The sequence below is a fragment of the Brachybacterium sp. AOP24-D1-21 genome (assembly GCF_052378665.1).
Lineage (GTDB): Bacteria > Actinomycetota > Actinomycetes > Actinomycetales > Dermabacteraceae > Brachybacterium.
Window position 1 is genome coordinate 3,229,281 of sequence record NZ_JBQSXX010000001.1, and the last position, 13,841, is coordinate 3,243,121.

Genomic DNA, 13,841 nt, shown 5'->3' on the forward strand with positions numbered 1-13,841 from the left:
CAGGCTGCGCCCTCGTACCAGAGCCGCGCCCCTACCGATGTGTTCAGGCTCTCCGCGCTCACGCCGTCACCTCGGCGGTGCGTTGGAGGATCGTCTCGGCGTTCACGGGATGGCGGAGGTCGATCGTGACCTCACCGGACCAGGCGAGCGCGAAGACCGCCGCGTGCCACCGACTTTCATGGCAGGTCACGGGCCTGCGGGCAAGGATCTTGCCCAACGTGGTCTCGGTATCGTCCAATCTTGCCCGCGCCTCTGCCAGGTACCCATCCGGCAATCGGCCGGGCCGCCGGCCGAGGGCAAGCAGCTTGATGTTGCGCAGCATGATGGAGTTCCCGCCGGTGAAGACCTCGTAGCGCCAGCCCTTGTCGCGACAGAGTCGACGCGTCCACTCGAACTGCGCACGGACCCGCGGCTTCTCGACGAGCGCAGCGGGCTTCACGTCGACGACGGTCGCCGTGCCGTCGTCATCGATCAGCAGCACATCGGGCACGTGCGAACGCGCGTCCATACCGTCGAGGCCGGTGACCTGGAACGGCTGGGTACAGATTCTGGTCACTGCCGGATCGAAGTCCGCCAACCAGAGACGATCCAGCTCAAGCAAGCTCTCGTAGACCAGAGTTCGATCATTGGTCGCGGCCCAGAACAATCCTGGGTAGCTGCGTTGGCCCCGGTAGGTCGGCGGCACTCGCACGGGGAGTCCCTCGACGATCAGATCGGCACGTGCTTGCTCCCACGTCGTCGCGACCTCGTCGCCGGCGACGGTGCAGTACCGGAGGAACACCTCGCGTCCGCCCACACGTCCATCGTGCCCGTCTGACAGGTCGGCGAGAAATCTGACACGCACTGGCCAAGAAAGTGAGAACTGGCCAAGTTGGGCGAGAACCTACAAAAGTGCCCTGCACCACATCCTTGCCGCATGGGAATGAACCTGGCCAGGACGAAGTTGAGTCTAGTGTGCTCAAGTTCAGTGATCCTTGGATTGACAACGTCGATCCAGAGTTTTCTACTTGAGCGAGTACAGCTCAAGTCTTGCCGCCGGCCCCGACGGTCGGCAGTGCACGAACCCGTTGCGGCGCACCCGTCGCAGAAAGGCAGGCTCCCATGTCCCGTGTCGTCGGAATCGACCTCGGTACCACTAACTCCGCCGTCGCCGTGCTTGAGGGTGGCCAGCCCACCATCATCGCGAACGCCGAGGGCTCCCGCACCACCCCGTCGGTCGTGGCCTTCTCCAAGCAGGGCGACGTCCTCGTCGGCGAGGTCGCCAAGCGCCAGGCCGTCACCAACGTCGATCGCACGATCGCCTCCGTCAAGCGCCACATGGGCACCGACTGGAGCCAGGAGATCGACGAGAAGAAGTACACCGCGCAGGAGATCTCCGCCCGAATCCTCGGCAAGCTGAAGAAGGACGCCGAGTCCTACCTGGGCGAGGCCGTGACCGATGCGGTCATCACCGTCCCCGCGTACTTCTCGGACTCCGAGCGTCAGGCCACCAAGGACGCCGGCACCATCGCGGGCCTGAACGTCCTGCGCATCATCAACGAGCCCACCGCTGCGGCTCTCGCCTATGGCCTGGAGAAGGGCAAGGACGACGAGCAGATCCTGGTCTTCGACCTCGGCGGCGGCACCTTCGACGTGTCCCTGCTCGAGGTGAGCAAGGACGAGGAGGGCTCGACCATCCAGGTCCAGGCCACCGCCGGCGACAACCGCCTCGGCGGCGACGACTGGGACCAGAAGGTCGTGGACTGGCTGGTCTCGCAGGTCAAGAACAAGGACGGGGTGGACCTGTCCAAGGACAAGATCGCCCTGCAGCGCCTGAAGGAAGCCGCTGAGCAGGCCAAGAAGGAGCTCAGCGCCTCGACCTCCACCAGCATCTCGCTGCAGTACCTGTCGATGACCGAGAACGGTCCGCTGCACCTGGACGAGAAGCTCACCCGGGCCCAGTTCGAGGACATGACCTCGGACCTGCTCGAGCGCACCAAGGCACCCTTCCACCAGGTCATCAAGGATGCGGGCGTCTCCGTCTCCGACATCGACCACGTGGTCCTCGTCGGCGGCTCCACCCGCATGCCGGCCGTCACCGAGGTCGTCAAGGCCCTCACCGGTGGCAAGGAGCCCAACAAGTCCGTGAACCCTGACGAGGTCGTCGCCGTCGGCGCCGCGCTCCAGGCCGCGGTCATCAAGGGTGAGCGCAAGGACGTCCTGCTCATGGACGTCACCCCGCTCTCCCTCGGCATCGAGACCAAGGGCGGCGTGATGACCAAGCTCATCGAGCGCAACGCGGCCATCCCCACCAAGACCTCCGAGGTCTTCTCCACCGCCGAGGACAACCAGCCCTCCGTGGCGATCCAGGTGTTCCAGGGCGAGCGTCAGTTCACCCGGGACAACAAGCTGCTCGGCACCTTCGAGCTGACCGGCATCGCCCCCGCGCCGCGCGGCATCCCGCAGGTCGAGGTCAGCTTCGACATCGACTCCAACGGCATCGTGCATGTGACCGCCAAGGATCGCGGCACCGGCAATGAGCAGTCCATCCAGATCACCGGCGGCTCCGCCCTGTCCGATGAGGACATCGACCGCATGGTGAAGGACGCCGAGGAGCACGCCGCCGAGGACGAGGAGCGCCGCAAGAACGCCGACGCCCGCAACACCCTCGAGCAGCTCGTCTACCAGGGCGAGAAGCTGCTCAAGGACAACGCGGACAAGATCCAGGACGGCGACAAGACAAAGGCCGAGGACGCCATCAAGGAGTCCAAGGACGTGCTGGCCAAGGAGGACTCCTCGACCGAGGACCTCGAGGCCAAGCGCGACTCCCTCAACGAGGCGCTGCAGGCCGTCGGCACCGCGATCTACTCGCAGGCCGAGGGTGCGGAAGGTGCCGAGGGCGCTTCCGAGGACGCTGCCGGTGCTGACGATGACGACGTGGTCGACGCCGAGATCGTGGACGAGGACGAGGAGAAGAAGTGATGACCGAGGGCCAGAGCACTCCTGAGGACCGCGAGCGGCCTGAGGGCGAGCCGAGGTTCTCCTTCACCGACAAGCGCAAGGTGAACCCCGAGGACGGCTCCGTCCGTCCCTCGGGGTCCACCCCCGCGGCGGAGGCGCAGGGCGGCACCGACCCGGTCGACCCCTTCGACGCCGAGGCTGCGGCGCTCTTCGAGCAGGCCGCCCAGGGCGGAGAGGACTCCTCACTCCCGGCCGACGCCGGCCGAGTCGCCGAGCTCGAGGGCCGGGTCACCGAGCTCTCCGAGCAGCTCAAGCGTGAGCAGGCGGAATACGTCAACTCGCGCCGGCGCATCGAGGGCGCGGCGGAGGTGAGCAAGGACGCGGCAGTGGCTCGCGTCCTCGGCTCGCTGATCGGCGTGCTGGACGACGTGGAGCTGGGCCGCCAGCACGGCGACATCGTCGAAGGCACCCCGTTCCACTCGATCGCCCAGAAGCTCGAGGAGGTCCTCGGTTCGCATGGCCTGAAGCGCTTCGGCGCCGTGGGGGAGCAGTTCGATCCGAACCTCCACGAGGCCCTCATGCACGAGGACGCCGATGACGTCGAGACCAACACCATCTCGATGGTCATGCAGCCCGGCTACTCGATGCACGAGAGGATCCTGCGACCGGCCCGGGTCGGCACCCGGGGCCCCGCCTGACCCTCCCCACCCCTGAGGCGGTGCGGCGCCCGCCGGTCATCACGACCGGCGGGCCCCGCACCTCCCTCTCCGTATCGCACACAGCACCAACCCCCTCACCATCCCCGCTCTCGGAAGGAGACGCACATGTCCCAACAGGACTGGCTCGACAAGGACTTCTACGCGGTCCTCGGCGTCTCCAAGGACGCGAGCGCCCAGGACATCAAGAAGGCCTACCGCACCCAGGCCCGCAAGTACCACCCCGACCACCACCCCGACGACGCCAAAGCTGAAGAGAAGTTCAAGAGCATCGGCGAGGCCTACTCGGTCCTCAACGATGAGGAGCAGCGCCAGCAGTACGACGCGATCCGAGCCATGGGCGCCGGTGGCGCACGCTTCTCCGCCGGCCAGGGCGGTCCCGGCGGGGCCGGATTCGAGGACATCTTCTCCTCGATGTTCGGCGGCGGCGGCCACCCCGGCGCTCGCCCCGCCCCCGGCGGCGGCGCCGGCAACCCCGACATCGATGATCTGCTGAAGATGTTCGGCGGCCAGGGCGGCGGCTTCGGCAACGGCGGTTTCGGCGGCGCCGGTCCCGCCGGCTTCTCGCCGAATCGCGCCCCGGCGAAGGGCTCCGACACCTCCGCCCGCACCCGGGTCAGCTTCCGCGATGCGGCGCTGGGCACCGATCTGCGCCTGACCGTCGACGGCAGGACCATCACCACGCGCATTCCCGCCGGCGTGCACGACGGGCAGAAGATCCGCCTGCGCGGCAAGGGCCGACCCGGCCCCGGCGGCGCGCCCGCCGGCGACCTGCTCCTGACCCTCGACGTCGAAGAGCACCCCGTCTGGAGCGCCGACGGCGTGAACCTGCGCATCACGGTGCCGATCTCCTTCGACGAGGCGGTGCTCGGCACCACCGTGGCGGTCCCGCTGCTCGACGGCGACACCGTCTCCGTGAAGGTCCCGCCCGGCACGCCCTCCGGTCGTACCCTGAGAGTGCGGGGCAAGGGACTGGTCACCAAGAAGAAGACCGGCGACCTCCACGTCACCGTGCAGGTCGCGGTCCCCACCCACGTCGACGGCGCGGCGAAGCAGGCCATCGAGGACCTGCGGGCAGCACTGGCCGACGAGGACCCCCGCGCCGGCCTCACCGAGGCCGCGGCCCGCTGAGCATCCACGTGCTGAGCACGCGCCTGCTGAGCACCCACCCTCTGAGCACCCGTCTGCTGAGCACGATGAGCTGAGAACGCACCCGCACGCTGCAGAGCTTCGGAAGGAGCACCCCGATGGCCTTCTCGCACCGCCTCGATGACCGCGCCCCGGTCTTCGTCATCTCGGTCGCGGCGGAGCTGTCCGAGATGCACCCGCAGACCCTGCGCCAGTACGACCGTCTCGGACTGGTCGTCCCGCAGCGTACCCGGGGACGCGGCCGCCGTTACAGCCCCCGCGATGTGGTCCGCCTCCAGGAGGTCCAGGCACTCTCCCAGGACCAGGGCATCAACCTCGCCGGCATCAAGCGGATTCTCGAGCTGCAGGACGAGGTCAGCGAGCTCGAGGGCAAGCTCGAGAGCGTTCGCGAGAAGCTCGGCGCGTTGACCCCCGCTCAGCGGCGCGTGTTCTCCGCCGATCGGGACGGTGAGATCAGCGCTCTGCGCCGCGGTGAACGTCCCCGGCGGCGCAGCAGCGGCAGCGCGCTGGTGGTGTGGCGGCCTACTCGCCGGTCCTGATCTCGCCACTTCTGATCGCGGAGGCGCTCCCGACTGCGGGAGTGCTCCCGACGGCGGGGGAGCTGGTGACTGCGGCGGTGCTGGGAGGAGTCAGCACCCCGGCGAGGTGGTAGATCTCCTCGAGCTGCAGCGCCACCTGGGCGAGGTCGACCCCCTCGGCGGCCTGGCGACCGGCAGCGGTGAGGTCCTCGAGCTCTCCGGCGAGCAGCGCGGAGAGCTTCCGGGCGACCTGACCCGCGAACTCGGGCCCGTCCCCGCAGACCTGGTGCGTGAGCACCCCGTCGGGCATCGCGTCGCGGTACAGCGGGATGCCGCGCACCAGGGTCGGGATCTCGGTGGCCAGCGCCTCCCAGAGCACGATCCCCTCGGTCTCCTCCTTGGTGAGGAAGGCGAAGACATCCGCCCCGGCGTAGGCCTCCCGCAGCCGGTCCGCGTTCACATAGCCGGGGAACAGCGCATTGGGCGGGGCACTCGCCAGTGCCCGCTGGACCTCGGCGGTGAGCAGGCGCGGGTCCGTGCGCCCGAACCAGACGAAGCTCACCTCAGGCAGCTGCCGGGCGACCTCCACCCAGTCCAGGATCCCCTTGCGCACCAGATGCATGCCGACGCTGATCACCACGGGGGCGTCGGGGGCGAGTCCGAGCCGGTCCCGCAGCTGCGCCCGGGCCGTCGGATCCGCCCGGAAGAAGCTGGTGTCCACACCGTTGGAGAGCACCCGGATCGGTGCCGAGATCCCGTACTTCGGGGCGGAGACGAGATCTCGCGAGTAGCCGCTGGGGGTGATCACCACGTCGCCGCGCCGGTACAGGTGCGCGATCCAGCGCCGGAACAGCGGGGCGAGCTGATTCGACCCGGTGAAGGAATCCCGGAAGTCATCCTCGGTGGAGTGGGCCCATACCAGCACCGGACGTCGCCACAGCCGTGCCCACCGCGCCAGCACCGGAGTGTCCGGGAAGGGGGTGTTCAGGTGCACCGCGTCGAAGGGGCGCAGGGGAGAGGTGACCACCTGATGGCCGAGCGTGCGCACCGCCGACTCCTGATGACGCATCGCCGCGCCGATGCCCGATTCCCGGGCCAGGCCCGTCAGCCCGCGCGGCATCAGCACCCGCAGCGGCTCGTCCGGATGCCGGACGCCGCGCGGCCCGCCACCGGGGAGCACGCCGTGCGCGAGCCGATCCAGCCGGCGCAGGGCGCGCTCCCGGAGAGGGGCGGGGCGCCGCAGGGCGCGAGATCTCATGAACATGTCGTGGCTCCGTTCACCAGGGCAGGAAGTGTCACCAGGGCAGGAAGCGTCACCAGGGCAGGAAGCGCATCACCAATGCGCTGACGCCGAGCCCATAGGCGATCAGAGCCCACGGCTTGCACAGCAGGATGATCCAGACATAGGTGCGCCACCGCATCTTGGTGGTCCCGGCGATGTAGCAGAGCAGATCGTCGGGGGCGATGGGCAGCGCGATCGCGGTGGCGAAGGCGCGCGTGAAATGGGGGCTGCGGGTCCAGCCGAGGAACTTCTCGACTGTGCGCGGGCGGAACAGCCGCTCGATCAGCGACAGTCCGACGTGCCGGGCGATGAGGAAGTTCAGCATCGAGCCGGCAGTGACCGCGGCGTAGTTGTAGAGCGTGCCCTCGACTGCACCGAACAGGACCGGGCCGGCGAGCACCAGCAGCCCGCCGGGCACGATCGGGAACACGACTGAGGCGACGGAGACCACCATGAAGACGATCGGTCCCCAGGCCCCCAGCGTGTCGATGAACGCCTGCAGATTCTCGAGCGACTGCAGCACTCCTGTCTGCAGCCCCCACCAGATCAGCCCGACGCTGAGGCCCAGCCCCAGCAGCGGGGAGAGCTGGGCGGCGATCCGCAGCGGATCCCGGCGCGGGCGAACCTGTGACGGGCGAACCTGCGACGGGCGCACCGGCAGCGGGCGAACCCGGGGCGGGGCCGTCCGCTCACGCACCGGCGCAGGCAGCGGGCGAACGGTCTGGACGATGGGGAGGCTGTCGGTGCTGGTGCTCATGCTGCGACCGACTCTCGGTGGTCGATCAGCGGGGGGCGCTGCGCATTGACCTGCTCGTACACATTGAGCACGCTGCGCGCGAAATCCTGATCACCGAAGGTGGCATGGGCGTGCTCGAGCGCCGCCACGGACATCTGCTCGCGTCGCAGCGGATCATCGAGCAGGGCGCTCAGCTGGTCCGAGAACTGAGCGGCATCCTGGTACTGCCAGCCCGTGCGGCCATCGATGATCACGTTCGTGAGCGAGGGATCACGACGGGCGAGCAGTGGCAGCCCGACGGCCATCGCCTCGATGAAGGTCAGTCCCTGGGTCTCGCTGAGGGAGGCGCTGACGAACACGTCCCCCACGCGGTACCAGCGCTGGACCTCGGCCGGATCCACCACCCCGGTGAAACGGACCCGGTCCGAGATGCCGAGCGAGACGGCATGAGCCTCGAGCTCGGCCCGGTGGGGTCCATCGCCCACCATCACCAGCACGACGTCGGGGCGGTCCGCTGCAGCGACCATCTCGAGCACCTCGTCGAGGTTCTTCTCCTTGGCCAGGCGGGAGATCGAGATCAGGACCTTCTGCCCCTCCGCGATCCTCAGCTCCGCGCGCAGCGCGCGGATGTCCTCACGCTCCTGCTGGCTCTGTGCCGGGCGGAACTTGCGCAGGTCCAGGCCGGTCGGGATCACGTGCAGCGGGCGGTGCACGCCGTAGCCGCGGAGCAGCCCGGAGACCTTCTCGGTCGGCACGATCACGGCGTCGGTCCCTGCGAGCACCCAGCGGGAGAAGGTCTCGACGACCTTGCGGCCCATGGTGCGGCTGGGGGAGTAGTAGTGGGTGTAGTCCTCGTAGATGGTGTGGTATGTGTGCACCAGCGGCACCGAGAGGGTGCGGGCGATGCGACGGGCCCACACATACGTGGAGAACTCCGCCTGTGAATGGACGACATCAGGTCGCCACTGCAGGATGTCGCGCAGCACGCGGCGGCTCGAGGGCATGCCGATCCGCGCCCGGTCGTAGACCAGCGCCGCGGAGACCGAGCCGATGCGGTAGACGCCGGGCTCGTGATGGGGACGGATTCCCTGGGAGAGTGTCAGCACCCGCACGTCGAGGCCGAGCGCGACGAGCCCGCGCCGCAGCGTCTGGACGGAGGCGACCACGCCGTTGACCACGGGCTCCCACCAGTCGGTGGTGATCAGTACGCGCAGGGGGCGGCGCGGCTCGCTCATCGCTCGGGGACCGGGGCGCTTCGTCAGCATGTTCACGTCTTCAGCTTCCCACCCCGGCGTCGAGCGCGCGTCCGCCGTGCGGGGGAGACGTATCAGACCGAGGTCTGATACTTGACCTCCGTGGATGCTCTGCGATGTCGGCCCGTTCATGTTTTGAGCCTACGACCGGTCCCGATGCGGTGATACGGGGCGCGCCCGACCCGTCGCGGAGAGTTTCCCCCTAGTGTTTCAACTCGTTACCTGATAACGGGCTGTAAACGACGCAGAGCCGAGCTGCTGGGAGAAGATCGCGAAACGGGCACCCACATGCGGGTCCTGCGGAGCGATGTCCAGAGTCTCCACGGGCAGGGCGTGGACGGAGAACTGGTAGCGGTGCGGGGCCCCGGGCGGCGGCTCCGGGCCGTCATAGCCGTGGTTGCCGAAATCGTTCCGTGCCTGCTTCAGCGAGGAGTCCTCACGGGACACCCCGAGCGGCAGCGAGCTCTCCGACGCCGGAAGGTCCCACGCCACCCAGTGCCAGAAGCCGGAGCCCGTCGGGGCATCGGGGTCATAGCAGGTGATGGCGAAGGAACGGGTCCCCTCGGGAGCATCGCTCCAGCGGTGATCGGGAGAGAGGTTCTCACCGCCGAGGCTCGCGACCAGTTGCTGCGGAGCCACCACCGAGCCGCTGGGGGTGGCGTTCGAGGTCAGAAGGAAAGTGGTCTCGGTCATACCCGCCAGACTAGGCAGGTCCGGTGGGGATGTCGACCACCTGCCCGTCCCCGCGAGCTGAAGGCTCAGATGCCGCCTGCCGACGGGTCAGAAACTGGAAGCCGCCGGCCGACGGGTCAGAAACTGGAAGCCGCTGGCCGGAGGGTCAGGAAACCTGGGCCGCCGGCCGACGGATCAGAAACCGTGAGCCGAGGGACGGGGATAGTGCTGCAGGAACTTCTTGACCTGGTTCGCCATCGCGGTGAGGACGTAGAGGCGCCGCCTGCTGCCCTCGACCCCGTAGGCCAGGGGATGGACGGTGCCCTGCGTGCGGATCTGCTGGACCCGGTCCCGCAGGTCCGGGTCCACGATGTAGCGCCGCAGCAGCGGCCAGGGGACGATCGAGTAGAGGATCTCCTTGCGCGGCACCAGGCGCGTCAGTTCCCGCTCCTCGATGAGGTCTGCGACCACCGGCTCGGCGACATTCGCGCCGGCAGCGGTCATGTAGTAGTTGTTGCGGCCGATGCGGGGATTCACCTCGAAGAACTTGGCGACGCCATCGCGCGGGTCGATCTTCACATCGAAGTTCGCGTACCCGCGGTAGCCGCTGTGCTCGAGGAAGCGCACCGACTGCTCGAACACCTCGGGCAGGTCGGTGGTGAACATCGCCGCGGGGTTCCCGAGCGCACCCGGGGTGTGCTCCTCGAGCAGCACCTGAGCGCCTCCCAGCAGGGTGACCGCGCCCTGGGTATCGACATAGGCGGTGACCGAGAGCATCGCGGTGTCATCCCCCGGGATCATCTCCTGGAGCACGAAGCGGTCCCGGTACCCGGCGGCGGTGAGTCGGGAGATCAGGTCCTTCAGCTGGTGGACATCCTCGATCTCGAACACCTTCCGCTTCCCGGGGAAGGAGACCGCGTTGTACGCCGAGGATCGCGACGCCTTGGCCACCAGCGGCCAGCCCAGGTCCAGCTCGGGCAGCTCAGGAGCGGTCCCGGAGGCGAAGTCCAGCACCACCGTCCGGGGTGTGGGCACGTCGATCTCGGTGCACATCTTGGAGAATGTCGCCTTGTCCGCGACCGCATGCAGCACCTCATCGGCCAGCAGCGGCAGATGGAAGAGCTTGCCGAGCTCCTCGCGGTGGGCGGCGATCAGCGCCACCAGGAAGTCGGCATTGGCCAGCAGCACCGGGCGGGTGCCGGAGGGGCGCGAGGCCTTGTCCGCACCGACCTTGAGCAGCGCCTGGACCATGTCCTCCTCCGAAGCGGACATCCCCAGCTCGACCGTGCGCAGGATCGAGGAGTCCGCGACCGGCCCGGCGACCTTGCGGGTCACCACCGTGGAGACGGTGCCGTACTTCTCGTGGAAGGCGCGCGCGAGCGCATAGATGCCGATGTCACCACCGAGCAGCACCAGATCGACCTCAGAGCTCGGCAGAGTGGCATACGGGCGGGGCGGGGTGTCGGGCATCGGGGGAGGACCTTCCAGGGGGCTCGGACCGGAGCTCAGAATCCGGTGTCGGTGGGACGCGGGTAGACGGCGCGGTACTTGCGCACGAAGTTCAGTCCGGAGACGACCGAATAGGCACGCATCCACAGACCTTCCGGACCGTACCGGAAGGGGTTGCGCAGGTGGGTGCGCGCCACGCGGCGGACCCGCTCGGCCAGAGCGGGATCGCGCACATAACGCAGCACCAGGCGCAGCGGCAGGATCGTGTAGAGGACCGGAGCGGTCACCACCACCTGCTCGAGATCCCGGCCGTGCACACGGTCCTCGACCACGTGACGGGCCACGGACTCCCCGGCGGCGGTCACGTAGTAGTTGTTGCGGCCGATGCGCGGGTTGATCTCGAAGAAGCACTCCCGGCCGGTGCGCGGGTCGATCTTCACGTCGAAGTTCGCGAAGCCGACGTAGTCCACCGCGTCGAGGAAACGCTCGGCGGCGGTGGTCAGCGACGGGAAGTCCCCGGTGATCATCGCCGCGGGCCGGCCCAGCGCGTCGGGGGTGTGCTCACCCAGGAGCACCTGCGCGGCGCACAGCAGGGTGACCTCTCCGCGACTGCTGCGATATGCGGTGATCGAGCGCTGGGCGGTGTCATCGCCCTCGATCAGCTCCTGGAACAGGAAGCGCCCGGTGAAGCCCGACTCCCGCAGCCGACGCACCAGGTCCTGCTGCTCGGCGGCGGATTCCAGGAAGAACACCTTCTTCTTCCCCGGGAACTGCACGTGGTGATACTCGGCGGTGTTCGCTGCCTTGCCCACCACTGGGTAGGACCAGGGGAGCTCCTCCCCGCCGTTCCAGCCGGGCTCCGAGGTGCGGGAGAAGTCGACGATCACCGTCGGCACGGTGCCGATGCCGAGCTCCTCGCAGATCTCCGCGAACTCCGCCTTGTCAGCGAGGCGGGAGAGCAGCTGCGCATCGACCTGGGCGAGCAGGTAATGCTGCTCGAGATCCTCCCGGAAGCGATCGATGACATCGATCAGGGAGTCCGCATTGGTCAGCAGGAGCGCCGGCCTGCCGGCCGGCCGCTGCGAGGCGAGATCGATGAGCGCATCGCGCATGTCCTCATCGCTCGCGTCGGCGCCGAGGACCAGCAGGTCCGAGGTCACGGTGCGCTCGTTCATCGCCACGGGGACGCGCACCACCGTGGTGCAGCGCATCGCGTACTGCTGGTGGAACGCGATGGTGAGGTTCAGGGAGTTCAGCCCGGCCCCGAGCACGACGACGTCGAATCCGGGGTCGACCGAGGGGGAAGGACGCATGGAGGCGATCCTAGCGGCGCGATCACGCCCGACCGCGGAGGACGGCGTCCTCCGGCGGCCGGGCGTGATCCGTGCGACGTTCAGGAGGTGCGCAGCCACACCGCCGTATCCGCCGGGACCGTGCCCGGGGAGGTGGGGGCGGAGGCGACCAGGACCTCGGCCGAGGCGAGATCGCCTGCGACCGAGGAGGCCGGCAGCTCGACCTGAGCGTCGGTGGTGTTCACGAGGATCGTGACGTCACCGCGGATCACGCCGAGCACTCCGGCGGGGAGGTCCTCGGCGAAGACCACCGCGGCATCGGGACGGCCCAAGCCCAGCTCGCGACGCAGGTGCACCGCCGTGCGGTACATCTCGAGCGTCGAGCCCTCCACCCCGTCCTGGGCGTCGGCGGCCAGGGGACCGAAGGCCTCCGGCTGCGGCAGCCAGCTCTTCCCGGTGGGGGAGAAGCCGTAGCCCGGTGCGTCCTGCGTCCACGGCAGCGGCACGCGGCAGCCGTCGCGGCCGGGCACGCCGGCCCGCAGATGGGAGGGGTCCTCGCGCAGCTCGTCGGGGATGTCGCTGACCTCGGGCAGGCCCAGCTCCTCGCCCTGGTAGAGGTAGGCGGAGCCGGGCAGGGAGAGCATCAGCAGGGTCGCGGCGCGGGCGCGGCGCAGGCCGAGCTCCGCATCGGGGATTTCGTCGCGGCGCAGCCCCTCGCCGAACTCGTAGTCCGGGGCGAAGCCGTAGCGGCTCGCATGCCGGATCACGTCGTGGTTCGAGAGCACCCAGGTGGTGGGGGAGCCCACCGCATCGGCCAGCGCGAGCGGCTTCTCGATCGCCGCGCGCATCGTCTCCACCCCCCAGCGGGCCTGGAGGAAGCCGAAGTTGAAGGACTGGTGCGCCTTCTCGTCGCCGATGTACAGCGGCAGGCGGTGCTCGGGGATCCAGGCCTCGAGCACCATCATGCGGTCGCCCTCGTAGGAGTCGAGGATCGGGCGCCACTCGCGATAGATGTCCAGCACGCCGTCGTTGTCGAAGTAGATCGGCACCTCGCCTTCGGGGATGTCGATCAGCCCGGTGGAGTTGACCGTCGCATCCGGCAGTCCCTCGGGCTTGATCATGCCGTGGGCGACGTCCACGCGGAAGCCGTCGGCGCCGCGATCCAGCCAGAAGCGCAGCACGTCCTGGAACAGCTCGTGCACCCGCGGGTTCTCCCAGTTCCAGTCCGGCTGGCTGGTGTCGAAGATGTGCAGGTACCACTGGCCGGGCGTGCCGTCGGCCTCGGTGACGCGGGTCCAGGCGCGGCCGTGGAAGATCGAGGTCCAGTTGTTCGGCGGCAGCTCCCCGTCCTCGCCCTTGCCGTCGGCGAAGACGTACATGTCTCGCTCGGGCGAGCCGGGCCCGGCCGCGAGCGCCTGCTGGAACAGCACGTGCTGATCCGAGGAGTGGTTGGGGACGATGTCCACGATGACCTTCAGACCCAGCTCGTGGGCGCGAGCGATCATCTCGTCGGCGTCGGAGAGCGACCCGAAGCGGGGGTCGACGTCCTGGTAGTCCAAGACGTCGTAGCCGCCGTCCTTCTGCGGGGAGGTGTAGAAGGGCGAGAGCCAGATCGCGTCGACCCCGAGATCGCGCAGATAGGGCAGGCGGGCGGTCACGCCGGGCAGGTCGCCCATGCCGTCGCCGTCGGAATCGGCGAAGGAGCGGGGGTAGACCTGGTAGACGACGGCATCACGCCACCACTGCAGGTCCGGGGAGGTCTGCTGCTCGGCGGTGCGCGCAGCGAGGGAGGTCTGGGGGGTCATGGCGGTCCTTCCGGTGGAACAGGGGGTGA

12 protein-coding genes are annotated in these 13,841 nt (G+C 68.8%); 4 read left to right on the plus strand and 8 right to left on the minus strand.

Annotated features, from left to right (window positions below):
- Positions 1–58 precede the first annotated feature (58 nt).
- Positions 59–796 carry a TnsA-like heteromeric transposase endonuclease subunit gene (locus ACT3UF_RS14490; protein WP_442331732.1) on the minus strand — a complete coding sequence of 246 codons (738 nt, stop codon included), beginning with the start codon at positions 794–796 and terminating at the stop codon, positions 59–61.
- A gap of 305 nt (positions 797–1,101) precedes the next feature.
- On the opposite strand from ACT3UF_RS14490, the gene dnaK reads away from it, so the two are divergent.
- From dnaK to ACT3UF_RS14510, 4 genes are all read left to right on the plus strand, one after another.
- Positions 1,102–2,961, plus strand: a complete 1,860-nt coding sequence (gene dnaK, locus ACT3UF_RS14495) for a molecular chaperone DnaK (RefSeq protein WP_442331733.1) — start codon at positions 1,102–1,104, stop codon at positions 2,959–2,961.
- The gene (locus ACT3UF_RS14500; protein WP_441446303.1) at positions 2,961–3,638 is read left to right on the plus strand and encodes a nucleotide exchange factor GrpE; all 678 of its coding nucleotides are present in this window, start codon (positions 2,961–2,963) and stop codon (positions 3,636–3,638) included. Before dnaK ends, ACT3UF_RS14500 begins: the two co-directional genes overlap by 1 nt.
- Before the next feature lie 126 nt (positions 3,639–3,764).
- Entirely contained in the window at positions 3,765–4,787 is a 1,023-nt protein-coding gene (locus tag ACT3UF_RS14505; protein WP_441446304.1) for a DnaJ C-terminal domain-containing protein, read from the plus strand.
- A gap of 116 nt (positions 4,788–4,903) precedes the next feature.
- On the plus strand, positions 4,904–5,344 hold the full coding sequence (locus ACT3UF_RS14510; RefSeq protein ID WP_441446305.1) for a heat shock protein transcriptional repressor HspR: 441 nt from the start codon (positions 4,904–4,906) through the stop codon (positions 5,342–5,344).
- Here ACT3UF_RS14510 and ACT3UF_RS14515 read toward each other — a convergent pair.
- The 7 genes from ACT3UF_RS14515 to ACT3UF_RS14545 all read right to left on the minus strand — a co-directional run bounded on the left by ACT3UF_RS14515 (position 5,328) and on the right by ACT3UF_RS14545 (position 13,812).
- A complete protein-coding gene (locus ACT3UF_RS14515) occupies positions 5,328–6,587 on the minus strand; it encodes a glycosyltransferase (protein WP_441446306.1) in 1,260 nt (419 codons plus the stop codon). The two genes, ACT3UF_RS14510 and ACT3UF_RS14515, sit on opposite strands and share 17 nt — an antisense overlap.
- A 49-nt stretch (positions 6,588–6,636) precedes the next feature.
- Positions 6,637–7,362, minus strand: coding sequence for a TVP38/TMEM64 family protein (locus ACT3UF_RS14520; protein ID WP_442331734.1), 726 nt, complete (start codon positions 7,360–7,362; stop codon positions 6,637–6,639).
- A complete protein-coding gene (locus tag ACT3UF_RS14525; RefSeq protein ID WP_444592602.1) occupies positions 7,359–8,606 on the minus strand; it encodes a glycosyltransferase family 4 protein in 1,248 nt (415 codons plus the stop codon). Before ACT3UF_RS14525 ends, ACT3UF_RS14520 begins: the two co-directional genes overlap by 4 nt.
- Before the next feature lie 198 nt (positions 8,607–8,804).
- Positions 8,805–9,287, minus strand: a complete 483-nt coding sequence (locus ACT3UF_RS14530; RefSeq protein ID WP_444608398.1) for a YbhB/YbcL family Raf kinase inhibitor-like protein — start codon at positions 9,285–9,287, stop codon at positions 8,805–8,807.
- A gap of 174 nt (positions 9,288–9,461) precedes the next feature.
- Positions 9,462–10,736 carry a carboxylate--amine ligase gene (locus tag ACT3UF_RS14535; RefSeq protein ID WP_444608399.1) on the minus strand — a complete coding sequence of 425 codons (1,275 nt, stop codon included), beginning with the start codon at positions 10,734–10,736 and terminating at the stop codon, positions 9,462–9,464.
- A gap of 35 nt (positions 10,737–10,771) precedes the next feature.
- A complete protein-coding gene (locus ACT3UF_RS14540; RefSeq protein WP_441444344.1) occupies positions 10,772–12,028 on the minus strand; it encodes a carboxylate--amine ligase in 1,257 nt (418 codons plus the stop codon).
- A gap of 80 nt (positions 12,029–12,108) precedes the next feature.
- Positions 12,109–13,812, minus strand: a complete 1,704-nt coding sequence (locus ACT3UF_RS14545) for a glycoside hydrolase family 13 protein (RefSeq protein ID WP_441444345.1) — start codon at positions 13,810–13,812, stop codon at positions 12,109–12,111.
- Between the last annotated feature and the right edge of the window lie 29 nt (positions 13,813–13,841).